The sequence below is a fragment of the Pedobacter sp. Leaf216 genome (genome assembly GCF_001421515.1).
Taxonomy (GTDB): Bacteria; Bacteroidota; Bacteroidia; order Sphingobacteriales; family Sphingobacteriaceae; genus Pedobacter.
Genome location: NZ_LMKM01000007.1, coordinates 375,410 through 401,245, shown reverse-complemented (window position 1 = coordinate 401,245; position 25,836 = coordinate 375,410). Strand labels below are relative to the sequence as shown.

The 25,836-nt window shown below is 39.0% G+C and carries 14 protein-coding genes; 10 read left to right on the top strand and 4 right to left on the bottom strand.

Features of this window, described 5'->3' with window-relative positions; genetic code table 11:
- Positions 1-30: 30 nt before the first annotated feature.
- Positions 31-1,683, top strand: coding sequence for a discoidin domain-containing protein (locus ASE74_RS06835; RefSeq protein ID WP_055906123.1), 1,653 nt, complete (start codon positions 31-33; stop codon positions 1,681-1,683).
- A gap of 156 nt (positions 1,684-1,839) precedes the next feature.
- On the opposite strand, the gene ASE74_RS06830 is transcribed toward ASE74_RS06835, so the two are convergent.
- A complete protein-coding gene (locus ASE74_RS06830; RefSeq protein WP_055906120.1) occupies positions 1,840-4,026 on the bottom strand; it encodes an alpha-galactosidase in 2,187 nt (728 codons plus the stop codon).
- 482 nt (positions 4,027-4,508) lie between these two features.
- Here ASE74_RS06830 and ASE74_RS06825 point away from each other — a divergent pair, with 482 nt between their 5' ends.
- On the top strand, positions 4,509-5,408 hold the full coding sequence (locus ASE74_RS06825) for an alkaline phosphatase family protein (RefSeq protein WP_055906117.1): 900 nt from the start codon (positions 4,509-4,511) through the stop codon (positions 5,406-5,408).
- 13 nt (positions 5,409-5,421) lie between these two features.
- Positions 5,422-6,741 carry a DUF6055 domain-containing protein gene (locus ASE74_RS06820; protein WP_055906114.1) on the top strand — a complete coding sequence of 440 codons (1,320 nt, stop codon included), beginning with the start codon at positions 5,422-5,424 and terminating at the stop codon, positions 6,739-6,741.
- Between the two features lie 120 nt (positions 6,742-6,861).
- Here the strand turns inward: ASE74_RS06820 and ASE74_RS06815 are convergent, their stop codons facing one another.
- The 3 genes from ASE74_RS06815 to ASE74_RS06805 all read right to left on the bottom strand — a co-directional run bounded on the left by ASE74_RS06815 (position 6,862) and on the right by ASE74_RS06805 (position 12,051).
- Entirely contained in the window at positions 6,862-8,421 is a 1,560-nt protein-coding gene (locus ASE74_RS06815; protein WP_055906111.1) for a heparin lyase I family protein, read from the bottom strand.
- A gap of 310 nt (positions 8,422-8,731) precedes the next feature.
- Entirely contained in the window at positions 8,732-10,744 is a 2,013-nt protein-coding gene (hepC, locus tag ASE74_RS06810; RefSeq protein WP_055906110.1) for a heparin-sulfate lyase HepC, read from the bottom strand.
- An 83-nt stretch (positions 10,745-10,827) separates the two neighbouring features.
- Positions 10,828-12,051 (bottom strand): glycoside hydrolase family 88 protein, encoded by a 1,224-nt coding sequence (locus ASE74_RS06805; RefSeq protein WP_369800135.1) that lies wholly within the window; start codon positions 12,049-12,051, stop codon positions 10,828-10,830.
- Between the two features lie 1,256 nt (positions 12,052-13,307).
- Here ASE74_RS06805 and ASE74_RS06800 point away from each other — a divergent pair.
- From ASE74_RS06800 to ASE74_RS06770, 7 genes are all read left to right on the top strand, one after another.
- The gene (locus ASE74_RS06800) at positions 13,308-14,249 is read left to right on the top strand and encodes an ROK family protein (RefSeq protein WP_235526022.1); all 942 of its coding nucleotides are present in this window, start codon (positions 13,308-13,310) and stop codon (positions 14,247-14,249) included.
- A gap of 556 nt (positions 14,250-14,805) precedes the next feature.
- Positions 14,806-15,525 carry a ferritin-like domain-containing protein gene (locus ASE74_RS06795; RefSeq protein WP_055906101.1) on the top strand — a complete coding sequence of 240 codons (720 nt, stop codon included), beginning with the start codon at positions 14,806-14,808 and terminating at the stop codon, positions 15,523-15,525.
- Between the two features lie 12 nt (positions 15,526-15,537).
- Positions 15,538-16,458 (top strand): ferritin-like domain-containing protein, encoded by a 921-nt coding sequence (locus tag ASE74_RS06790; protein ID WP_055906097.1) that lies wholly within the window; start codon positions 15,538-15,540, stop codon positions 16,456-16,458.
- A gap of 30 nt (positions 16,459-16,488) precedes the next feature.
- Entirely contained in the window at positions 16,489-19,635 is a 3,147-nt protein-coding gene (locus tag ASE74_RS06785) for a TonB-dependent receptor (RefSeq protein WP_055906093.1), read from the top strand.
- 14 nt (positions 19,636-19,649) lie between these two features.
- On the top strand, positions 19,650-21,536 hold the full coding sequence (locus ASE74_RS06780) for a RagB/SusD family nutrient uptake outer membrane protein (RefSeq protein ID WP_055906090.1): 1,887 nt from the start codon (positions 19,650-19,652) through the stop codon (positions 21,534-21,536).
- 16 nt (positions 21,537-21,552) lie between these two features.
- A complete protein-coding gene (locus ASE74_RS06775; protein ID WP_055906087.1) occupies positions 21,553-22,926 on the top strand; it encodes a sulfatase in 1,374 nt (457 codons plus the stop codon).
- Positions 22,927-23,074: 148 nt separating this feature from the next.
- Positions 23,075-25,753: a DUF4962 domain-containing protein gene (locus tag ASE74_RS06770; RefSeq protein ID WP_055906084.1), complete on the top strand. Its 2,679-nt coding sequence runs from the start codon at positions 23,075-23,077 to the stop codon at positions 25,751-25,753.
- Positions 25,754-25,836 lie beyond the last annotated feature (83 nt).

The following is a 25,836-nucleotide window of genomic DNA, read 5'->3' as shown; positions in this document are numbered from 1 at the left end:
TTTATAAAAATTTTACCATAATCGCCTGATATGAAAAAAACTGTAACCCTATTTACATTATTTTGTACCATTATTCTGTTTGCATCATCGTGCAAAAAGGCAGAACTTGCCACCGAAGGCAGTACTGATGATGGAAATACTAAAAAACCAACTAAACTGGCTACCACAAATAGCATTATTACTCAAACCAGAAATCTGGCCATTGTTTACTTTATTCCTTCTGATTTAGATACCCTCCCAAATTGGAAAAAACGTTTGAGTGATGTAATGATTTATGCCCAGGGCTGGTACAGTAACGCAATGAACAATGCTGGATACGGGCCCAAAACATTTGGTTTAAAACAAGATGGAACCACTGGCAATGCAGAAATTGTACTCATTAGGGCTGCAAACCCAAAAGCCAGTTACGGAACAAATGGCTCGGCCTACACTACTGAGATTAATGCATATTTTGCAGCACACCCTACACTTAAAACCAGTAACCACGTATTGATTTTGGTACCCGCATTCGGTTATGACAACAATACCACCGAGGGCCCGCAACCTTTAGAAGGTGTACAGCCTTTTTATGGATATGGAAAATATTGTTTTGCAAACGATAACCCTTATATGGATATGGCCTTAAAAGGGGTGCTGAACCCTGGCCGAAACAATTTTGCCAAATGGGTTGGAGGAATGATGCATGAGCTTGGCCATGCCTTTAACGCCCCACACGATAGGCAATGGGCATCGCAAAATATTTATGCAAATGGCACAAATACCAATTATAAAGAACCAATAATGGCACTTAGTAATTATTACCTGGAAGTAAGGCCAACTTTTGTAACCGATGCAGAAGCAGCTATTTTTAACGCCTGCGAAGTATTTAATAATGATACTAAAACCTATTATGGAGCGGTAACTTCCAAAATAAATAAAATTTACGCCAACTACGATTCCGGCCTGGGCGCAATTGTGGTATCGGGTAAATTTACCAGTACCGGTACAGTAAACAAAGTACTGTATTATAACGATCCTAATGTAAATAACGAGGGAACAGGTACAAATAAAGATTACAATGCCATTACCTGGGCTTCCAGTGTGATTGGTACAGATAGTTTTAGGGTGGTAATGCCAATTGCAGAGTTGGCCGTTAAAACCAATGGTATACCCTACGAACTTAAGGTTAAATTGGTACACAACAATGGCGTTATAAACGAAACGATATACCCTTATACTTTTAATAACGGAATTCCTGTACTCGATTTTTCAACCAGACCGGAGTTGTCGAAAACGGGGTGGACTATTGCTGGTTTTAGCTCACAGGAAACCGCTGCTGCGGGTAAAGCTGTTGATGCAATTGATGGTTTACCTTCAACCTTCTGGCACTCGAGATGGTCATCTAATGCAGCTACTTATCCGCACTTTATTACTGTTGATTTAGGTTCTGTTAAAACAGTAAATGGCGGGTTATCACTCACTCAAAGGGAAAATGCCAGCAGAGCGATCAAAGATTTTGAATTACTGATCAGTAATGATGGAACAACATTTACCAGTGTTTTCAGTAAGCAGGCCGCTAATGGAGATGGTGTTCAGTATTTTGGCTTTAGTTCGCCAAAAACCTTTCGGTATTTCAAAATTATTGCCAGCAACTCATGGGATGGAACCCAAAATGCAGCATTGGCTGAACTGGGCTTATATTAATTCTAATAAAGGATAAATTGCATTCAACGTTGAAATTTTATCATCTGATTAATTTCTGCTAAAACGAATATAACAAAGCACAAATAATACCACCAAACCTTAACGCTGAGGTTTGGTGGTTATCAAAGCCAGTATGGTTTACTGTTTAAAACAGAATTAAATTGCCTGTACCTTTAAAACTACGCTTGTTCTGTAACTGTTTGCCTCTGGATTAAAGCCCACTTTCATTAAAAAGTCGCCAGAGTAAACCTTGGTAGCATCAATTGGAGATTTTGTGCCTGGGTACAAATTAATTTCTTCTATTTTGTATTTTTTAGCAGGATCCAATCCTTTTAGTTTAATCGGCAATATTACACCATTGGTAAAAAGTGTGGCCACATAATAATTAAAAACAATGGCTTGATCCTTCGCATCGTTTATATAGGCAATTGAAGCAATTTTATTTTCGTAAGGATCCTGCAAGCGGTATTGTTGGCCGTGCCAAACAATTTCTTTAAAGTTGTTATAGGTTTTAACAGCGTTCTTACTAAAAAGCAAATCATTACTGCTCAGCTCATTTACGCGTACATCATAACCCAGTTTGCCCATCATGGCTACATCTGTTTTAAATTTAATCGGTTGTTTACCCATGTCGGTAATGTGGTTATCAACAGCAACCGAAGGGAAATAATAAGAATATTCCCACTGGATAAAAATGCGGTCGTAGGGATTTGTATTATCACTTGGCCAAAATTCAGTAAAGTATTTAAGTGCTGCATAATCTACCCTCGAACCTCCGCCTGCACAAAGCATCATCGGTGTTTTAGGGTATTTTTTTCTAATTCTTTCCAGTACATTGTTTAAACCCCTGATGTATTCAATATAAAAATGATCCTGATTTTTTAAAGTAGGGGAGTTGGCATTATAAATCAGCGAATTGCAATCCCATTTAATAAAAGCAAGTTCGGGCACTTCTTTAAAAATATCATTAACGGTATTGAAAATAAAATCCTGCACTTTCGGGTTGGTTAAATCAAGCACCAATTGATTGCGCATATAATATTCTTTCCTTTCTGGTTGTCTGAGAATCCAATCCGGATGATTTTCATAAAGTTCGCTTTTTGGATTCACCATTTCCGGTTCTATCCAGATGCCAAATTTTACACCACTTGCGGTGGCCTCTTTACCCAAAGTACTGATGCCATTTTTAAGCTTTTGCCGGTTATATTGCCAATCGCCAAGACCTGAAGTTGAGCCATTACGTGGATATTTGTTTCCGAACCAACCATCATCCAATAAGAACACATCTACACCTAATTTTTTTGTATCCTTGGTAAGTTCGTTTAATTTTTCATCGTTAAAATCGAAATAAGTGGTTTCCCAATTGTTTAAAATGGTAGATCTTTCCCCTTTTCCATCTAATATCTGGTAGTTCCTTGCCCAATTTTGCAGGTTTCTACTGGCCAAACCTTTTCCTTCTGATGAATAGGTATAGATAAAACGTGGGGTTACAAAATTTTCGCCTGCTTTAAGGGTATAGTTAGATGAAAAATTATTGATTCCGGCAGTAATCCTTAAATAATATTCATCAAAAGTTTCAAAATCCAGCTTAAAGTTCCCTGTCCAGGCCAATGAACCCGCTATCACTTCGCCGAGGTCTTCGTTTGCAGGCTGATCAATCGAAACCATAAATGAAGAAGAATGAAGCAGGTTTGTTCTGGTACCAAGTTTCGAATCGATGGTTTTAATTCCATGCAATAACTGTTGTTCTTCTGATCTCATTTCTCTTGTGGCACCACTGTATTGGTTTTTTAAAAAGAATTTTCGGCCACTCAATGTAAGGTTTGCGGATGCATATTTATTTAATACAATGCTCTTTTTCTCATGGTGTTCAATCTCTGCCCATTGCTCAATTACATCTTCGTTAAAATAAGCCAGGTATTTTAAAGTCACTTTAAAGTTGTATTTAAAATCTTTTAATACAATGCTGGTGAGTTTTCTATTCTGATCGATCTGTTCCGTTTTAACCTCCGAAAAGCTTAACACAGTAGATTTATTGCCATCGCTATGCGTAACGCTAAGTGCTGGTTCCATCAAATTCAGTGAGCCAGAAGCAATGTATGCTTCACGCTTATTTAAAAGATCATCCGATCCCGGTTTGTATTTATCAAGTGCTTGTATATTAGGGTATTCTTCAGTGCTTTGGAGCCTTTTGCCAATGTATGTCGATAATAAAGCATTATCCTTATCGGTTTCCAGTATTAATACATTGTTTTTTGTGGCAATTTCAATCGTTTTTTGAGCAAAACAGGTTACTGTACTCGCAATCAATAAAAAATATAGTGTAAAATGGGTTTTGGTCATTATAGCAATTGGTTTTCTGGTTTTTTGATAATTATTTTGTAGTAAATGGATGTATAAGTATAAATCCCTGTGGTTACTGCGCTTTAAATGCTAAAATTAAGGATTTGATTTTAAAGAAAACAAGTATGACAATATCAAATGCACTTCAAACTTTTGGATGGCTAAGTTGCTTATTAATAAGCATATATTTTGTTTTATTTAGTAATTTGGACAATCTTAAAGTAAAAGATAATTTGTTACTGTAAAACAACAGTTAATATCAAAAGCATTAATTATAGGGAAATTCGATTTCTAAACATCAATAACAGTTTTGTTACTTTAATGTTTAGTATTGTTAAACTTTTGTTTAGTAATTATGCGGAATAGAATAATCTTTATTACCATTGCTGAATTTTGAGCTTAATGAGTTTATCTATCACGTAAGTTATAATGGATTATTTAAAATTTTTTATTGCAGCATTTAATACGAACCTTAGTTAATTATGAAAAAAGTTTTTTTACAAATGATGGTGCTTTCCCTACTGTCATTATCGGCCATGGCCCAGCGTAAAGCACATGTTTTAATTTTAGGCCTTGATGGCTTTAGTGCAGAAGGGTATAAAACTGCTAAACACCCCAACCTGGATAAGTTATTTGCTGACGGCGTGCTATCATTAACCACCCGCCCGGTAATGCCATCGGTTACGCTTCCAAACTGGACGAGCCATATGACGGGTTCAGGACCTGAGGAACATGGTATAACTGCCAACGACTGGACATTGGAAAAACATACCCTGCAACCATTAGAAACAGATCAGGATGGTTATTATCCGTCTATATTTAAAGTGTTGAAGGATGCGATCCCTGCGGTTAAAACTGCTTACTATTATAACTGGAAAGAGTTGATTAATCCCATCAATAAAAAATATCTTGATGAGGTATCTTTTGAAGAAAAAGATCAATACAAAGACAACTACCAGAAGGCTTACGATTTTATGGTAAAAAACAAGCAAAATCCTACGTTAACTTTCCTGTATAGTGTACACACCGACCACGCAGGGCATGGGTTTGGCTGGATGAAACCGGAATATATTGCGGCTATTGAGCAGGCAGACAGTGCTATAGGAGTACTGATCGGAAAATTACAGGCAGATGGGATTTATAAAGACACCCACATTTTATTAATTACCGATCATGGCGGAATCAACACCGGCCACGGAGGTATTTCGATGGCAGAAATGCAGGTGCCTTGGGCCATTACCGGTCCGCAGATTAAAAAAGGTGGTTTAATCACTTCATTTAACAGCAATAAAAATACAAGTTTAGTACTGGCGAAAATTTTTGGGGTAACTAAACTGCCCGAATCCTGGACGGGAACAGTACCTAAAAATATATTTAAGTAATCATTTGATATAAATGTTATATAAACTTAAGCATACAATCAGCCCAACGCTTGCATTTTTGCTTTTTGTTTTGCCTTTAATTGGAAATGCCCAAAAAAAGGAAATTGCAAAAAAGGTGTTTATTCCTAAAAATGTAAACAAAGTTCCTGAAAACAACAATTTTGAAGATAATAATAGTGTTTTTAGCAATAAACGACGGGTTGAATCAGCTAATGTGGTTATTTTTTGGTCGAAAGAACTTGGAGATGATCCAATGCAGAATACAGATACTGCAAAACGTTTTGATGTGAAAAGATCGCTATTGGAAACCGAACGTTTTTACAATTATTATATAGATAAATTAAAGGTATTAAAAAAAGGCCACTCTGTTTCTGACAGATATAAAGCACTCGTTTTTATTTATGGCGGAAACGAGGGTACGGCTTATGGAGGTGGACAAGATAGCGTAGCGATTTTATGGACGCCTGCGGTTCGTGTACACCAATTCCCCTATGGTGTTTTGGCACATGAGCTTGGACACACCTTTCAATATATGGCAAATAAAGATCGGGGTACTTCTTTTCATGGAGCTGTAGATGAAATGGGAAGTCAATATCTATTATGGCAGGTTTATCCTAACTGGGTAGATTTTGAAAATTTCCATTTAATGGCATTCTTAAAACAGACTAACCTTGCTTTTCTTCATCCAGATAACCAATACCATTCGCCATTTTTACTGGAGTATTGGTCAGAAAAACATGGACTAGATTTTTACGGAAAGTTGCTAAATGGTTTAAATCCGGGCGAAGATCCGGTGATGACTTATAAACGCCTCAACAATATTGACCAGGAAAAGTTTAACGACGAGATTTTTGATGCCTCACGTAAGTTTATTACCTGGGATTTAAAACGTGTGAATGAGGTAGCCGGTAAATATGCCAATAAGCATAAAACGATATTTAATCCTTTGGTAAATGACTGGTATACAATTAGTAAAAAAGACTGTCTGCAAAGTTATGGTTATAACGGCATTCGACTTAAGTTACCGGTTAGCAACACCATTAAGCTCCATTTTAAAGGATTGACAGATGTAGAAGGTTTCCAGGTAATTAACCCTGAAAATGCTGGCTGGAGATATGGTTTTTTGGCTGTTAAAGAAAATGGCGATCGTGTGTATGGCAAAATGTATTCTACGAAAGATGGAATTTGTACTTTTAAAGTGCCTAGCAAAACAGCTTATTTATGGTTGGTGGTAAGTGCTGCGCCAAAAGTACATACTAAATTGCCTAGAAAACCCGATTTAATTGGTCAGTGGCCTTATCAGATTAAATTATCCGGAACTGATTTATATTAACAGCTTAATCGGCGCTTAAAAAAATATTTATAATTATTTAAAAGGAAACTGCCCTTTTTTAGGGCAGTTTCTTTTTTATGATCTAATCGCGTTAAAAGATATATCCGCTTATTCTATTATTTAAGGAGTAGGCAAAACCTGTCCACTTATCTGGAAGTCATTTAAACCAACAATCGTTGTTCCGCTTGTTGTAGTTGCGCCGTAAGCATAAAGTCTGAAGGTAATAGCAGTATTAATATTGGTTAATGATGATGCATTAAAGGAGATCGGCGTTGGGGTAGTTGTACCGCTAATTGTTACCGGAGCAGAAATATTTGCAGCAAAATTATCCAAGCTTGATCGGAGCACAAAAGTATTGGGATGCGTTGTACCACCCCTTAATACGGTAAATTTAAGGTCGCTAAAATTAAAATAATAACCAGTTTTAGGTTCCATATTAAATTCATAATATGCTGTAGGATCAAATACTGAAGGTGTTCCTGCCGATACCGCATTTACCCATCCGCCAACTAAATACCGTGCAGCAGGGCCAGGTGTACCGCTTGATAAGCCTGCGGCTGTTAATGTAGCACGCGAGAAATCAGATCGAGGGGTACCGATCACATTATCTGCCGGGTTTGGTGCAGGGTTGGTGCTGTTCACATATACAATGTTTTGCGCGGCCTGGTATTTTATGTTCGGGTGGATATAAATGTGGCTGGTATTGTTATATGCGGTAGGATTGGTAATATTGGAAGTTAATGTATACGGACCATCCAAATAGGCCGGGTTAGCATCAGGAATACTGTTGCCCCAAATTAAGCCTGTTGTAGTAGGGGCTTGGTTAAGGTTAATAATGCGGATATCATCATGGTAAACAATGCGCGTGCTATTTGGCGGTACCACATATAACCCCCATTTAATGTAACCAATATTCCCTGCATTAACATCGCCCGTAAAGGTTGCATAATTTGTTTTTTCGTCTACCAACACAAAATCATTCTGTCCGGGTAATTTCATGTAGGTTCTCATGTATCCGGTTGTGGTGGTGGTCCATAGTACATCAATTCTAAATTTAATCCATTGATTTACATAGGGTTGTAGGTTGCTAACGATGTCCTTTGTCGAAACATCCTGATACCTGATTCTAACCGCATTTCTTTGCGCCCGGATCATCAATGGAACATTTTCTCCGCCTGATACTTTTAACTGAAAAAGATTGCTTTCATTAGTTGGGTCGCCCTGGTTCCAAACCGGCCAGTCTTTTAACAAAACGCTAAACTCGTAACGCCGCTCATCGCCGGGGAAATAACGTGCTGCAATAACCTGTTGGGCATCACTCTCACTTCTCCAGTTGCCGTCAGAGTTATAGCCCGAATCGCCATACACAACCTTGTGTGCTATTGCATAATTTGGTGTTGTAGCGCCCGGCGATACCAGGTAAGCAGCATCTGTGGCGGTGGCATTGGTTGGGTTAATGGCCGAAATTCCCGAATTTAGTGTGCCATTTTCGTAAGTAACATTTAAAATGGTATCGCCGTAATTTAGGTTTGCCTGTGGCCCTGAAGCCATTTTCGGAACAGTAAATTTTTGATCTTCAGTTTGGCTGGTTACACCATTTTGAATTTTACTGCAAGCACTTGCCAAAAATAATAAGGCTATTGCCAAATACTTTTGTAGGTAAACTGACTTTTTTTTCATGTTGTTTTTTGGTTAGTTGGTGGTTGTTTTGCTATTTCATGTTGGTTATATTTTTGTTAACAATCATTTACTCATTCATTTATTTGTGCGTGTCTCCAAGCTGCGCAAGGGGGCGGGCTATCCGCTACAAGTCCTCGCTTCGTCATGCTTCCTTGCTGTGGGCTTACGCTATTATCCCTCACGCCAGCGATTGCCATAAAGCTAAGCAGGCTAATACCGCGCAAATTATTTTCTTAAATTGCAGCACAACAGGTTTTGATCTCTCTTGCAAAAGATCAAAATCTGTAGGGAAACTAAATTGGTTTTTATGCTATTTAATTAAAGATGTTTTTACAGCACGCTTAATGCCATCGATGGTGAGGGTAAGGTTAATTTCGCCTTTTTCTAAACTGTTGCCTGTATTTTCTGTAATAGCAACTTCTGGTGCTTTACTACCCTCAAAAGGATAAACTATCGATATAAAATTTTGCGTTTTGTTGTCGCGCTTAGGTTTTTCAAATACAAAAGCCGGTCGTGGAATTTCCTGGTTGTAGATATAAGAAACTTTGCCTTCTTCTTCGTTCAGGGTAATTTTATCCGCATTCAGCGATTGAATCAATAAGTTATTTCCGTCGCTATAGGTACTGTAAACCTTGTTTTTAGCCTTATCAAAAACAGGTTTACTGTCTTCCTTCAATTGGAAGTGAACGCCCAGGTTACCGGTAGCTTTCCCAATAGCCTGATCGATGATGAGAAAATATTTCTGATCAATAAATAACACGCTGCGCTGATGATTTAAATCCTGGTAACTTGGATTGGTATAGGTTAAAATATCCATTTTCCCTGCGCCTTCTCCATTGTTTGAGGGTTTGTTTAAAGCGGTAAACCATTTATTTTGTTGTGCTTTTGTAATCACCATATTTTGGTTATCAAGGGTAAGTGTACTGTGCACGCGGCTTTGGCGGTACCAATTCCTTTTCTTGGTTACTTCTGCATCACCGCTGTATAAATAACAGCCGGCATCAGGTGTAAAATTTCTGCCTTTTACCCAAAGCTCAAAAGTGCCGTTATCGGGTTGGGCATGAAACTCTCCAGGCTGACTTGCTTTTAAAATCATTACAGTTGATTTATCGTTCCAACCGTTTCTAAAAGTGTAAAAACCAGAAGAGGTTAATCCATGCGATAAATAATTCGGCAAAGCGCCTGCTGCGCCATCTGTTGCAAAGTATTTAATCTCTTCATTTTGTGGGAAAGTTTTTGCCCATGCAGCAAATGCCTTAATTCTTGATGATTTTTCAACCGGCCACGAATCGCCGAACATTGGGTTGTTATAATCAGGAAAAGAGATATTTGCTGTCGCTATTACCATGTTTTCTACTGTTTTAATATAACTCTCCGGAAATTCTTTTTCTGCGCCGGCCAGTTTAGCAGCGTTGTAAGCTTTAAGAAAAATATCGATGGTGGCAACATGGTAAGTTGGCGAAAGTTCCCACTGCATACCATCCGGATAAACCTGCTTTTTAATTTCGCGGTTAAGCACTTCAATACCACTTTTACGCCATGCCGCAGCCTGTTTAAGTTCCGGAAAAATACTGCCCGATCCTAAAACCCTTTGTGCCTCAAACAATAAATGATTGCCCTCGGTACTGTAGTTTTTAGGGATGTAATCAGTCTGCTGGTTAAACAGGTTTAAAAATTCCAATAAAAATGAAGGGGTAAAGTTGGGCGAGCTTACAAATAAATTAAAGGTACCGGGTAAGCTTTGTATCCTTTCCGAAACTTCTAGAGGGCGCCAGGCAAAACTGTCGTTATCTTTTGATTTACCCAACGGGTTTTTATTTGCCCAATCTCTGAACTGAAAAATCCATTCTTTGGCATATTTTTCATCAGCACTGCTGCGGTAGGCCATGCCCATTGGTTGCCACCAGGTAACACGGTGCAACTGCCAGCGTACTTCATTGTCTTTCACAGGCCAAAAATCCCAGTTTATATCCTTCCCGTAATCGTAATACCCATAACCTTTTTGTGGCTGAAATTTATGTTCCAACGCGTTATCTGCTTTTACCTGGTTGGCTTTACCAATATCTTTTCCTCTAAAACGCGCTTCATCACCTACATTAAAATCAGGGTGTTTAATATTTTTCCGGTTACGGTAATAGGTTAAAAGAGCATTGGCCGCATCGTTATATTCGCCGGCGTTAAAGAGTTTGTTTACTTTTTCCAAACCCGGGTAAGCCAAATTAATTGCGTCAAAACTTGCTTTTGTAATCGGTATATCTTGTGCTGTGGCAAATAATGAAATGCACATCAACATGTAAAGCAATATATTTTTTTTAAAGCTCATTTATTGTGTTTTAAATTTCGTTTAATTTCTTCTGTGTAATATGTTATGGTAAGCTTCAGATTTAACTCTGCAAGATTAAAAAATTAAGATTTAGCTAAATCTTTTAAATCTATTTTTTTAATGGCTACATAACGTTTTAAGGCTTCCAGGTAATAATAGTCGGCATAATCTAACGGCGTATCAATCTCCGAATTGTATAAAAATGCACCTACACTGTGTTTCAGTAAAAAATATTTATTTTCACCCTGTTTGGCTAAATACGCTTCAGAAGAAAGTGATTTAAGTATTTCTTCCGCATAATCAACATATTTTTTACCGTCTTTAACCTGTGTGCTTAAATCCAGCAGGGCCGATGCAATTACTGCTGCTGCAGAGGCATCTCTTGGCGCGCGTTCTGCGGTGTCCATTGCATTATGTACGTCGAAATCCCACACCGGAATTTTATCTTTTGGCATGCGTGGGTGGTTCATAATAAATTTGGCAATATTTTCTGCCTGGGTTAAAAATGCGGTGTTTTTAGTATTGGCATAACACATGGTATAGCCATACAATCCCCAGCCTTGCCCACGGGCCCAGGCCGATTCGTCTGTAACCCCCTGATGGGTTCTTTTAGCCAGTACCTTACCAGTGTTAGGGTCGTAATCAACCACATGGTACGAGCTAAAATCAGGCCTGAAATGGTTTTTCATCGTTGTGCTGGCATGCGTACTCGCCGCAATAATATAATCTGGCTTTTTAAATTCTTTACCCGCCCAATACAAATATTCGAGGTTCATCATATTGTCAATAATTACAGGGTAATGCCACCACGAAAAATCCCACGATTTTATTACCCCAACCTTTGGGTTAAATCGGTTGTATAAATGTTGTGCACCATCGGCCAACGCTGGCAAATAGTTTTTATCTGCGGTTATTCTAAAGGCATTGCCATACGAACAGTAAAGCATAAAACCTAAATCATGTGAGCTGGTAATGTTACGCACGGTATCAAGCGCTAGGGTAAATTTCCTGGCTTGTTGGGCAAGGTTTTTATCGCCCGTAAGCTCATATCCATACCATAAACTGCCCGGAAAAAACCCGGTTGTCCAATCGGTTACACCGGCTGTCCTTACTGTACCATTTGGATTAATAGAACGTGGGTTTTGTCCGGGTTTATAAGTATTGGCAGCCTTATTTAGCTGAAATTCAATTACATCCGTTGCATTTTTGAGCCATTGCGGGGCTGGGTTTTGTGGTATCGGCCAGGCATAACAGTTTAGTATCATCGCGGCCGTGAGCCAAACTAAGCAAAAAGCTTTTTTCATCATGTGTTCGTTAGGTTCTTTCGATAATTGTTTTGTGGAGTGAAGTTAGTGGGGGAGAAACAGAAACACTTTTGATTATTATCAGAAATATTTTGAATTTGGTTAATGGATTGTTTTAAAGCTGGTATTTCAGATTTATAGCAGGTGGATCAATTATGTGTACGCCTTATGTGATGGTTATAATTTGGGCGTGCCCCATGCTGCGCAAGGGTCGGGCTATTCGCTGCAAGTCCTCTCCCGATGAAGGGATCGGGATGCGGGCTTTCCGCTGCTATCCCTCACGCAAACTTATCTCCAATGAGAAAGTTTATTACATGTTTGACTGCTTTGCCATGAAGATTGCTTCGTCGGCTGAAAAAAGCTTTCTCGCAATTGTAAGGGTTTAGTAATTCTGTTACCGAATTACTAAACCCTTACAGCAATGACGATAGCCATAGAATATCCCTTAAGATCATGTTATTCATATTGGCTTTATACAATAAATTATCCCTCAGGATGACAAACATATATCCGGATTTTTTAGGTACGCATTTGCAATGCGAAAATAATTCCTTTAAGAGCGATAAAATCGCTTTACTCGTACATCCTCGTTACAAACGAGGACGATGTAGTTCTCCGTGCTTTCCGAGTTTCCGTGGCAAACTTAGCTGTAAATCTGTGGTGAAGGTCCTTCGACTCAGCTACAATTAAAAGGCTTCAATAAAGCGGTCGTCATTGCTAGGTACGAAGCAATCTTTCATGCTAGTGAGCCTTGCCAAAAAGATTGCTTCGTCGGCTGAAAAAGCCTTCTCGCAATGACGATAGCCATAGGATATCCTTTAAAATCATGTTACTCATATTGATTTTATATAATAAATTATCCCTCAGGATGATAAACTTATATCTGAAACTTAGGATTTTTTAGGTACGCATTTGCAATGCGAAAATAATTCCTTTAAGAGCGATAAAATCGCTTTACTCGTACATCCTCGTTACAAACGAGGACGATGTAATTCTCCGTGCTTTCCGTGTCTCCATGGCAAACTAAACTGTAAATCTGTGGTGAAAAACTAATAAGATGTCATTATTCCGCTTTGATTTTAATTATTAATCAATATTTAAAGGTTTTAGGCTGAAATCTAAGGCTCAAACACATCAGAGGTACTATTTTTAGCTTATATTTAGATGCTAAATTCATACAAAACAAACACATCCTTTTAAAGCAATGCAAAAAACATTTAAACTAGGTTCGGTATATGGTTAATTTAAATAATTTCAACGTGGAACAATCATATGCAATCGGAATTGATGTTGGTGGCTCTTCACTAAAATGTGGAGTGGTAAACCAAAATGGCGAAATTTTATATTCCATTATTGTATCGCTAAAAAATGCGAAAACACAGGGCGCAATCATTGCCCTTATTGTAGAAGCAATTAATACCTGTGCTAAAAAGTTTAAAAACCCTATTCTAGGTGTAGGCATCGGTTTCCCCGGAATTATCTACAACAATAAAATTATTGCCGGAGCAGATAATCTACCTGGCTTTAAACAATTGGCTTTAGGCGAAATTTTGCAGGAAGTAACACGGTATAATATTGTAATGGATAACGATGCCAATTTAATGGGACTTGGCGAAATGACCTATGGTGCCGCGAAAAATTGTAGCGATGTTGTTTTTCTTACCGTGGGTACAGGAATTGGCGGTGCCGTAATGATTGATAATAAACTTTATGGCGGATTTAGAAACAGAGGGACCGAGCTTGGCCATATTGTGGTAGAGCATAAAGGTGTAGCTTGTGCCTGTGGTGGCCGCGGCTGTTTAGAAGCTTATGCCTCGGTTACGGCCTTACTTAACCATTATAAATCCATTCACCCCAACCCACCAGAAGAAATTGATGGTAAATACATGGTAGAAAAATATCACGCCAGGGAAGAACATGCTGTAGAAGCAATGGAATCGCATTTCGATTACCTTGCAACAGGAATTATCAGTTTTGTGAATATTTTTAGTCCGCAAAAAATTGTAATTGGTGGCGGTATAAGCGAATCGGGTGCTTTTTATGTAAGGGAAATAGAAAGAAGGATTAAAACCCTGGCTGTACCCATATCATTGGCCAGTGGTTTGGTGGTTGCAGCTAACCTGGGTAACAAAGCAGGTTTGTTGGGCTGCGCTGCTAATGTTTTTCAAAAATTTAAGGCATTTGACTATGTCGCAAAATAATTTTTTGGTTAAACAATTATTATAAAGCAAGAGACCGTTTACATAATCAAAAGGTTGTTCATTTTAAATGAGCAACCTTTTTTTTTGCTGTATCTTAAATTTGAAAACTGTATTATTTCCAGGTAAGTAATAATGATATATCAGTTTGAGGCTGTTAATCACCCATAAATTATCCTACCAAATATCATTAATATTAAAATTGTATTATTTATCATGCTATATTTTTGGACTAATCATAAAGTGATAAAAATTCTTTTTGTTAGTCAAAATATGGCCGATTAACTATAAAATCGATGTTTTACTCAAATTTGATAGTATTTTAAACAAATTTAAAACTCTTTTTATTTGGCTTACGCTAAATTCGTTTCCGTTAAATGATGTGGAACAAACATGGTAGAGATAGTTTTCCTCTCCATACTTATACAATCATCACACATTAGGCAAAACCTGAAAAGCTTTTGCAGATATAACCAAATAATACCGATCGATTAAGGGTAATAACCAAACCCGGCTTCGATATTTTGCAGATAACCGAAATAATAAATCAACTAACAAAATGACTAAAAGTAATTCTGAAGCGAATGCTGAAAAAGATTCTTTTTCGGCAAGCATGCGGCGAAGGCAGTTTTTACAGTTTACAGGGGCATCTGCAATTGCAGTTGGATTAATTGGCTGTAAAAAAGATAAGCCTGCCGAATTTGAAGCAGCTTATGTAAATACCGATAATACAATCGATTTTAAGGATGATGCAGGTTTGCTAAATTACATTTATGCACTCGAACAGTTAGAAGCTGCATTTTATGTTAAAGCCGCCGAAAGTTTGCCAACTTCCTTTACTGCCACACAGATCTTATTCTTTAATGATATTAAACTGCACGAAATTGCACATCGTGAGTTCTTCAAAAGAATTTTGGGCACAACTGCAATAGGAAATTTAACTGTAGATTTTTCGAGTATTAATTTTGCCGATGCTACAGCTGTACTCAACACAGCAAAAACTTTCGAAGATTTAGGCGTTGCAGCCTATAATGATGCCATTAGCAGATGTAAAAATGATTATAACCTCTTTATTTTAAGTCAGATTGCTACCGTAGAAGCACGCCATGCGGCTTATGTACGCAGCCAGATTGATGCATTGAGTTTTGCTGATTTAAATGAACTGGCCCCGCTTGGTGCAGATGCAGGCAGTGCCCTTGATGTGAGTTTAGCACCAGGCAAAGTTTTAGAGCAGGCATTAAAATACATTAAAACAAAATTGACCATCATCAATCTTTAAATCACAATCAACATGAATGTTTTAAATATCCTTAACGAGATAGAAAAAGTAGAAGGTGAGCTTTATGAAAGATTGAGCCCAAGGCGTAATGCATTGCAGCACTTTTTCAATATCGGAAAAAAAGTATCCTTAGCAGTACTGCCTTTAACAATGGGTACCGCCTTTCAGAAAGCATATAGCCAAACTACCCCAAATACTGCTACGGTTGATTCGCTCAACCTGGTTTTAGCGCTGGCCTACATGCAATTTCAGTTTTACAACAATGCACTCACTACTACGCCAACTTTAATTCCCGCAACCGATAAACCGATCATAACCACCCTGCGCGATCAGGAACAGGCACACATTAATGTTTTAACTAAAGCGGTTACCGATTTGGGTGGCACGCCAAGAGCGCTAATGCCTTATGCCAATTTTGATTATACGAAGATCAATGTAAACGTAACTACAAATTATAGCACATTTTTACGCACAGCTGTTGCAATGGAAGATTTGGGCGAACGTGCTTACAAAGGCCAATTAATTACCTTGATGGGCACTGCTCATTTGGCTACTGCAGCCAGGATACAAACGGTAGAGGCCCGTCATGCCGCACAACTGCGCATAATGGTGAATAAATTGCAGATTGCTACACTTAAATACCTGCGCCCATGGGTAAGTATTAGAAGAAACGATGCCGATGGAACAGATATACTGCCAATAACAGGCAACGACTCGATGATAGCCGCACTAAACCCAATATATGATATTGATACCGGGTTGGTAAACAGGGAAACCAAAACCATACAAGCAGGGATTGAACTTATAGGCATTAGCGGAAATACCAGTTTAACAGCAGGTGCCGCATCAGAGGCTTTTGACGAATATCTTTTAACTGCAACCGTAAAAACAGCTGCCAACATATTTATCAAAACAGCATTTCAATTAAAATAATATAGGTAGCAACCCTTTAAATAAAGAATTATGAAACGAACCATACTCATATTTTTATTGTTTCTCACTGTCAAAATGCTTTATGCACAAGAAGTGATCACAGTAAACGGTGTAGTACGCGATGGTGGAAACCAGCCCATGCCAGGTACAACCATTACTGAAAAAGGAACAGCCAATAAAGTAGTATCAGCAAACAACGGTAGCTACCAGATTAAAGTAAAATCGAACGCAACACTCGTGTTTTCCTACCTCGGTTCTAAATCTGTAGAACAATTGGTGAAAAACCGTACCACCATTGATATCAAACTCGTTGATGATGAGAATAACCTTAACGAAGTTGTAGTGGTGGGTTATGGTACACAAAAAAGGTCAGACCTTACCGGTGCCATTTCATCTGTTAAGGGGGCAGAACTTGCAAAAAGCCCTGTGCAAAACGTAGCTTCGGCACTGGTTGGCCGTGTTGCCGGTTTACAGGTTGCTGCTGATGATGGCTCGCCCGGTGGGAGTCCATCAATTACCTTACGTGGCGGGGGCTCTATTACGCAAAGTAACGAACCGCTTTATGTGATAGATGGGGTGCCGCAAACTGATGGAATAAACTTTTTAGATCCTGGTGATGTAGAAAGCATCGATGTTTTAAAAGATGCCTCTGCAACCGCAATTTATGGAGCAAGAGGGGCAAATGGCGTAATTTTAGTTACCACCAAACAATTAAAGCCAGGCAAGTTAACCATTGGGTACGATATGTATTATGGTGCAAAAAAGGCCAATAAATTTATCCCTGTACTTAATCCATACGATTTTAACATCCTCGTGTACGAGCGGTTTCTCAATAACCCAGCACTTTTAACCGGGGTAGAAAACACATTTGGTAAATTTTCTAATTACCATTCAAATTACGATAACCGAGCAGGTAATAACTGGCAGAAAATTATATTTGGCGATTGGGTAAATACACAATACCATAAAATTAGTATTGCCGGCGGACAGGGCGAAACCCGGTTTAATTTATTTTATTCCAATAACAACGATCAGGGCATTGTACAACCAGGTGGTTCTACAAAAAATGTTGCCAAATTGAGTCTTTTACACAATATCAATAAAAAAATAAAACTAAGTGCCATTGTGAATTACAGCGACCAAAAAACAACTGGTTTTGGTACACGCGATGGTAGCGACCGTTTTAATACCCTGATCAGCTTTTTTCAGTACAGGCCTACAGGTGGCATTGGTTTAAGCGATGAAGATTTCGCAACGCTTGATAACGACCCCACGGTTGATGTTAGTGCCGTTCCGCTGCAAAACCCGAAAACAAGTGCAGAATCAACACAAAAGGAATCTTTTAACCGTACTTTAAACCTCAATACAACTATTGATTACAACTTTGCTGATCATTTTACGTACCGTGGCTTAGTATCAGGCCGTATTTCAGGAACTAAAGATAAATTGTTCAGCGATGCACGTTCGGTACTTGCCAAAAGAAGCGGGGGAGCCTTTGGTTCATTAACGCAAACCGATATTAACGGTTGGAACTATAGCAACACAGTTACTTATGACAATACGTTTAATAAAAACCATAAGGTTTCCGTATTGGTTGGTCAGGAGCAATTGTATACAAGCAGAGAAGCATTTAGTGCCAGCAACAGCCGGTTTCCGGTTGTAAATTTGGGCTTGGATAATATTTCTTTGGGCACAACGCCCGGTATTCCAACTTCTATATCTGAAGCAGAAAGCATGCTTTCTTTCTTTTCGCGTGTAAGTTATGCCTACAAAGATAAATACCTTTTTAATGCTACCGTAAGGGCAGATGGTTCTTCAAAATTTGGTGATAACAACAAGTGGGGATATTTTCCTTCTGCGGCATTTGCCTGGAGAGCCATTAATGAACCTTTTTTAAAGGATATTAAATTTCTTTCGGATGCAAAGGTTCGCCTTAGTTATGGTACATCGGGGAATAACCGCATCCCCAATTATTTAATGCTTAGTCAGCTTGCTACAGGTAACTATCCCTTAAATAACCTCAACAACATTACCGTTTATCCAAACAATATCGAAAACGAAGATTTAAAGTGGGAAACAACCAAATCTTTTAACATTGGTTTAGATCTGGGTTTCTTTAAACAAAGAATTGCCCTTACCATTGAAGCCTATGATAACCGTACCAAAGATTTATTGTTAAATACTCAAATACCTTACACCAGTGGTTTTGCCAGTCAGTTTTTAAACATAGGAGCTACATCCAACAAAGGTTTAGAACTTACATTAAACACTGTAAATGTAAGAACCACTAATTTTTTATGGAACAGTACCCTTTCCATGTCGGTAAATAAAAACAAGGTTTTGGCCTTAAGCAATGGAGAAGATTTTAGGTTAAGCAACAGCTGGACAGCCCAAAATGATTACCTGGTACAGGTAGGAGGTGCATTGGGCCAAATGTATGGTTACAGATCTAACGGCGTTTACCAGGTAAATGATTTTAATTACAATCCTACCACCAATATTTATTCCCTTAAACCAGGCATTCCTGCTGATGTAAATTATGCTGCTCAGCCAGGCTTTTTAAAGCTTGTTGATTTAAACGGAGATGGTATAATTAACCCACTTGATAGAACCGTACTTGGAAATGGAATTCCTGATTTTATCGGCGGTTTTAACAACACGTTCTCTTACAAAGGTTTCGACCTCAGTATTTTTATCAACTGGGCTACAGGCGGAGATGTATACAATGCCAACAGGTTGCACATGAGCACCAACGTAAGTGCCAATGTAAATACCCTTGCTTATTTTAAAGATCGCTGGACAACAATTGATGCCAACGGCAACGCGCTCACTACTCCGCTTGTACTCGCCGAAGCAAACAAAGGAAGAACAATTCCAAGGTATGATGGTTACGGCACAACGCCCCGCCTTATCGACCAGATGATTGAAGATGCATCTTTTATAAGAATCAATAATGTAAGTCTGGGCTACACTTTGCCAAAAACATGGATATCGAAACTGAAGCTGAGCAACGTACGGATTTACCTAACCGGTTATAACCTGCAAGTATTCGATACCTATTCAGGCTACGATCCGGAGGTGAGCACAAACAAAAATGGTGGCTTAACACCAGGTGTAGATTTTGGTGGCTATCCGCGCAGCAGGTACTTTGTGGCTGGTTTAAATGTTTCATTATAAAAGAATACCCGATTATGAAAACGAAATTAAAATACCATATCGCAGGCTTATTTAAATGTTTAGCTGTAGCAATTGTGCTCAGTAATTTAACCGCTTGCAAAAAAACACTTACCGAAGAGCCTAAATCTGTTTTCAATGCAGCTCAGTTTTTTAACACTACTGATGAAGCCAACCTGGCAACACTTGGTGCTTACGAAAGCATGAGCAATGGCAATACCCTGGGTTTTTATGCTTCAATTTTGTATGAAAATGATAACGATATTGCACAGATTAGGGATGTATTAACAACCGATTTCAGAGGCATTGCACATTATGTAATTACAGCTGAAGCCGTATACATGCAATCTACCTGGCAAACCTATTATGAAGGTGTAAACAGGGCAAACCTGGTAATTGAGCGAATTCCGCAGATGGCTATCTATATTGATGGATCGCAGCGTAAAACTTTAAACAGGTATTTGGGCGAAGCAAAGTTTCTGCGTGGGTTTTATTATGCAGAATTAACCAGGTTATTCGGTGCGGTACCCCTTAAACTTACGCCAACACATGCCGATGATGAATTGCGCATTGCTAAAAACACTACTGCAGAAGTGTATACGCAGGTAATTAAAGATATGACCGAGGCTATTGAGTTGTTGCCTGATGGTAAAACCAGTGATGAACGCATCAGTAAATTAGGCGTAAAGGGAATGCTTGCCCGCGTAGCTTTGTTTGCGGGTGGCTATGCGCTGCAACAAAATGGCCAGATGGAAAGACCTGCGAATTATAAAGATTATTATGCCATTGCGCAAAAGCAGACCAAAGAAATAATGGATGCCAATTTATATTCGTTAAATCCAAGTTATGAGCAGTTTTTCCGTAACCAGTGCCAGTTAAAAATCGACCCTTTCGAAAGCATGTTCGAGGTTGCCTTTTATAACATAACAGGCGGTTTAGGAAATTCGAGTGTTATCGGGCAGTGGAATGCACCCTTATCAGCAGCAGTCAGCACTTACGGCCGTACCAATTCATATGTAAAAACAACGCCGTTATTTAGAAATATGTACACCTCTGGCGATTTGCGTAGGGATGTTTCCATAGCAACTTACCAGATCAATGCTGCGGGCCAATTTCTGGAGTATGCAGCCGCTGCAGACAATAACTTTGCGCCAGGTAAATGGCGTAGAGAATATCAGGCTTTGCCACCAAAAGATTTAAACAATACTGATATCAATTACGTGGTATTGCGTTATGCCGATGTGTTGTTAATGCGTGCAGAAGCCGAAAACGAATTAAACGAAGGCCCAAATGCCGCCGCTTACGATGCCATTAACCAGGTAAGAAAGAGGGCGTTTACTGCCGACGTTTTTGGTAAGAAAATTATAAACGTTAAAATGGCTGTACAAGGCAGTGGTTACACCAGCACACCTACAGTTACCATTACAGGTGGTGGGGGTACAGGTGCTACCGCTACAGCAATTACCAGTGCAACCACTAACCCAACTACCGGTGCAGTTACCGCAGGTGCCGTGGTAGGCATTAAAGTAACCAACTTTGGTGCAAACTATACTTCTGCGCCAACAATAACCATTACAGGCGGCGGTGGCACAGGTGCTACGGCAACAGCAGAAATTACAGAAACACAAATCCCCACGGGATTAAATAAAGCTGATTTTTTTACCGCAGTTAAAAATGAAAGGGCACTTGAACTTTGTTTCGAAGGATTAAGAAAATATGATTTGATGCGCTGGAACATATTAGGTTCGAGTTTGCGCGCCACAGAAGCTGCACTTAAAGCTTACAGAGCCAATTACCCGTATATTGCCGGAACAAATTTTAAAGATGGTAAAAATGAATTGTATCCGATTCCGCAAAGGGAGAGGGATTACAATTCAAAATTGGTGCAAAACCCTGGGTATTAATGTAAATGCTGAATAAATGAAAAAAATATATTTCTTTCTGTGTTTTGTTACGCTAAATGCCATCGCTTTCAAAGTGATTGCACAAAATGCAGATAAGCCCAATATTTTAATCATTATGAGCGATCAGCAAACGGCCGAAGCAATGGGGAATGCCGGTAACCAATACCTGCATACCCCAGCTATGGATAAGCTTGCAAAAAACGGTGTGAGGTTTACCAAAGCATATTGTGCACAGCCTTTATGCACCCCCTCGCGCACGGCTATTTTTAGCGGGAAAATGCCTTTCGAGACTGGTTTTACAGGTAATGCTCCGGAAAAAGACGGACAATGGCCGGATAGTTTACTCATGATGGGCAAAATTTTTCATAATGGGGGTTATCAAACAGGTTATGTTGGTAAATGGCACCTTCCAGTGCCCACTACAAAAGTAAATCAGCATGGTTTTGAATACATTCAGAATACCAATTTCTTAGATTATAATGATGCAGCTACGCCAGCCTATTGTGCTAGTTTTATAAAAGAAAATAAAGACAAACCTTTTTTATTGGTGGCCTCTTTTTTAAACCCTCATGATATTTGCGAGTGGGCCAGAGGCGAAACTTTAAAGATGGATATTTTAGCTGATGCACCGCCAGCAGATCAATGTCCGCCATTACCTGCCAATTGGAAAATTCCTGCAAATGAACCAAAAATTGTGCGTGAGCAGCAAAAGGTAAGTCTGCGCACTTACCCAAGTGTAAACTGGAATGCTGATCAATGGCGGCAATACCGTTGGGCCTACAACCGTTTGGTAGAAAAAGTAGACCATTACATCGAAATGGTGATGGCCTCACTGAAAAAATATGGTGTAGAAAAAAATACAATTATCATTTTCACTGCCGATCATGGCGATGGTTATGCAGGGCACAGCTGGAACCAGAAACAGATTTTATACGAAGAGGCGGCTAAAGTTCCTTTTATCATTTCAAAAATTGGCGCATGGAAAGGCCGTACAGATGATATGCTCGTATGTAACGGAACAGATATTATCCCAACCATTTGTGGATTAACAGGTGTGCAAAAACCGAATTACCTTAAAGGGATTGATATTAGTAAAAGATTAACCGAGCCTGGTAAAAACCTGCGCGATACCCTGGTTATTGAAACAGATTTTGCCGATAATGAAACGCTATTGGGTATCGGCGGTCGGGCAGTTATAACCAAAAATTTTAAGTATATAGTTTATAATAAAGGCGATATTAAAGAGCAATTGTTCGATCTAAGTAAAGATCCTGGTGAAATGAATAACCTTGCCGTAAATACCACTTATAAAATAAAATTAATTGCCATGCGCCAATATTTAAAACTTTGGTGTAAAGCAAATGGTGATAAGTTTACTGCTGGTTTGTAAGAAAATCCCGTATTGCGTCATTTCCAGCGGATCCGATAGCTATCGGGTGCAGCGTAGTTTAGAAATCTAATAGAAAGAACGAAAAAAGATCATCTACCCGCTCAACAAAACAAAATCAAAGAAAACAGATATACGCAGCACATAACTGATGAAGAAAATATTCACCCTAACCTTATCATTACTCTCACTCCACATCTTTGCCCAGCAGCAACCAGGCGTGATTAAGTTAACTGCAGAAAAACTGCATTCGAGGGTGCGCGAATGGCCTTATCCGGCCCACGGCATTATTGTGCCTACTAATGCCCCAGCTTTGCTTTGGCCGGGTACCAATGGTAAAAATATGGTAAAGCCAATGGAAAGTGGAAGTGAGGTGCCCGAAGATCCGAATATTGGCAATGTACGCTACAAAGTTTTATTGGCCAGTGATAAGGATTTTAAAAATAATTTAACAGAAAGTGCCGAGCAACGTTGGGCAGTATACCCGCTACATAAAGCTTTAAAAGCCGGTAAATGGTATTGGAAATATGGTTATGCATTAAAAAATACCGGCAAATGGGCCTGGTCGCCAGTGTACAATTTCGTGGTTGATGCAAAATATGCCAACCAAAAAGTATCTCCGGCGGTAAGTGAGGTTTTAAAACGCAATCAGGGTTCACACCCATTGTTATGGGATATGAACCGGAACGGCGAAGCTTTTTACCGCAATAACCTACAAAATCCTGAGGCAAAAAAGTTTATAGCCTTTGCAGAAAAATTAATGAAAGAGCCTTTACCTGTTGAAAAACCGCAAAGGATAATTGATACCACGGGCAAAAATGATAGAGAAAAGAAAATCATTATTGAGCGGATGTACCATGGCTTTGGCGATGCAGTGGGTACTCCTGTGCGTAACCTTTGCATTGCTTATCAACTGACTAAAGATAAACGCTTTATTCTTGACGCTAAACGAAGGGCATTAAATATTGCAAAAATGAATCCCAACGGACTGGCAACCGGGGATGATTTTACCAGCGGAGCAGTATTGGAAGCCCTGGGATGGTTTTACGACGCAGGTTATACTGTTTTAAATGCGGAAGAAAAAGAATTGTTTAAAAACATCATTACCATAAGGGCCAGAAGGGTGTATGATCATTTACCAAATCGTTTCGAATTGCATGTGAGTGATAATCATGTTTGGCAAATCACCTTGCGCAACCTCGCCATTGCCACCGTATCGGTAATTAATGAAGTACCCGAAGCCAAAGAATGGCTTACCTATATGTATGAAGTATGGTCGGCACGTTTCCCGGTTTTGGGCACAACAGATGGCGGCTGGCACGAAGGCAACGGCTATTTCAGGGTAAATTTTAAATCGATCATTTACCTTTCACAAATGTTCGGCGATTTTAGCGGCGTTGATTATTTTAAATTGCCATGGATGCAAAACCTGCCCTATTATATGCTTTATACACATCCAAATGGTTCGGCATCTACAGCAATCGGCGATATGTGGGAGAATATTCCAACCGTTGTAAAGGGCGAAGCCTGGTTTGCCGATGCGCTTATTTTTAAGATGAATAACCAATACCTCAACTGGTATGTAAGTAAAATTAAAAACGATAACCCTGATTATTTCCATGGAACAGACGATTATTTATTGTTCCGCCTGCTCAATTACAAACCAAATCAGCAAGTTAGCACATTATCGCCTGCTAAACTGCCTAAAAGCCGTAATTTTGCCGATGTTGGGGTAGTGGCCATGCACGAAGATTTAGCAAATGCCAATAAAAGCTTAAGTAGTTATTTATTCAGTAGTCCGTTTGGCTCATCAGGTCATGGACATGCCTCCCAAAATGCATTTACCATTAATTATAAAGGAAAAGTTTTATTTGGTGGAAGTGGTTATTACAGCAACTTTAGCGATAAACATAATTTACTGTATTACCGTACATCAAAAGCTTATAACACCATCCTGGCCGATAGTTTAAATCAAAAAATCGGAGAAGAAGGTTACGGTTGGATTGCAAGGGCCATTACTGGCAATCACATTCAATACGCCCTTGGTGATGCAAGCAATGCTTATGGCGAAATTAAAAGCGATTTCTGGCTGGATAGATTTAAGCAAATTAACGTTATACCAAATAAGGCCAACGGCTATGGCGAAAGCGGCGTATCCCTTTACCGCAGGCATATGCTGCAATTAGCCGGTGGCTACATTGTGCTCTATGATGAACTTGAGGCCAATAAACCCGTAAAATGGACTACCCAGTTCCATGCTCCTTATTACACTATCGAAGCCTTGCAGCACAATAATAGCAACCAACAATGCTTTGCCTTAAAAACCGATTTGGGCAATGTTAACGCAACTGTATTTGCAAACAGTGCTTTACAGTTAAACGTGCACAACAAGTTTTACGAGGCTGCGGTAAACTGGAACAAGGTAACCAACGATGAGGGAAAAATTAAAGATTTCGTAGATCAATGGCATGCTGGTATTACTTCTATACCAGCACAAAAATTTAGGTTTTTAACACTCATCCAGGTTAAAGATGGCAAAACAGAAGTAATTAAAACAATTTCATCAGCAAATGGACTTTACCACATGCAGGTGGGTGATTGGGATATCCAGGCTCAGTTAGATGGCAATAAAAAAGCTTCATTGCAAATTTCGGATAAAAAGGTTGGATCCTTATTTAATTACGGCGATTTACCAATCACTTTTAATGGCAAAACTTTTAAACCGGCTCTTTCTGGCAGTTCAACCTTATTGGAGCTAAATGGTACTAAACTCAATAAACAGGAAGTTGTGGATAAACTGCCAGATGTAGCAGTTTATGATAGGGAATAGATATGTGATATCGCCATGATTAACCCGATAAGGAATCGCAATGCTTTGGTTAAGCTTGTATGTTGCATTAAAATTCCCGCCTG

Excerpts from the sequence above, each read along its gene's own strand:
- ASE74_RS06790 (WP_055906097.1), top strand. The coding sequence starts at position 15,538 with ATGAATGTTTTAAATATCCTTAACGAGATAGAAAAAGTAGAAGGTGAG.
- hepC (WP_055906110.1), bottom strand. The coding sequence starts at position 10,744 with ATGAGCTTTAAAAAAAATATATTGCTTTACATGTTGATGTGCATTTCA.
- ASE74_RS06795 (WP_055906101.1), top strand. The coding sequence starts at position 14,806 with ATGACTAAAAGTAATTCTGAAGCGAATGCTGAAAAAGATTCTTTTTCG.
- ASE74_RS06785 (WP_055906093.1), top strand. The coding sequence starts at position 16,489 with ATGAAACGAACCATACTCATATTTTTATTGTTTCTCACTGTCAAAATG.
- ASE74_RS06830 (WP_055906120.1), bottom strand. The coding sequence starts at position 4,026 with ATGACCAAAACCCATTTTACACTATATTTTTTATTGATTGCGAGTACA.
- ASE74_RS06820 (WP_055906114.1), top strand. The coding sequence starts at position 5,422 with ATGTTATATAAACTTAAGCATACAATCAGCCCAACGCTTGCATTTTTG.
- ASE74_RS06835 (WP_055906123.1), top strand. The coding sequence starts at position 31 with ATGAAAAAAACTGTAACCCTATTTACATTATTTTGTACCATTATTCTG.
- ASE74_RS06805 (WP_369800135.1), bottom strand. The coding sequence starts at position 12,051 with ATGATGAAAAAAGCTTTTTGCTTAGTTTGGCTCACGGCCGCGATGATA.
- ASE74_RS06770 (WP_055906084.1), top strand. The coding sequence starts at position 23,075 with ATGAAGAAAATATTCACCCTAACCTTATCATTACTCTCACTCCACATC.
- ASE74_RS06815 (WP_055906111.1), bottom strand. The coding sequence starts at position 8,421 with ATGAAAAAAAAGTCAGTTTACCTACAAAAGTATTTGGCAATAGCCTTA.
- ASE74_RS06825 (WP_055906117.1), top strand. The coding sequence starts at position 4,509 with ATGAAAAAAGTTTTTTTACAAATGATGGTGCTTTCCCTACTGTCATTA.
- ASE74_RS06775 (WP_055906087.1), top strand. The coding sequence starts at position 21,553 with ATGAAAAAAATATATTTCTTTCTGTGTTTTGTTACGCTAAATGCCATC.
- ASE74_RS06780 (WP_055906090.1), top strand. The coding sequence starts at position 19,650 with ATGAAAACGAAATTAAAATACCATATCGCAGGCTTATTTAAATGTTTA.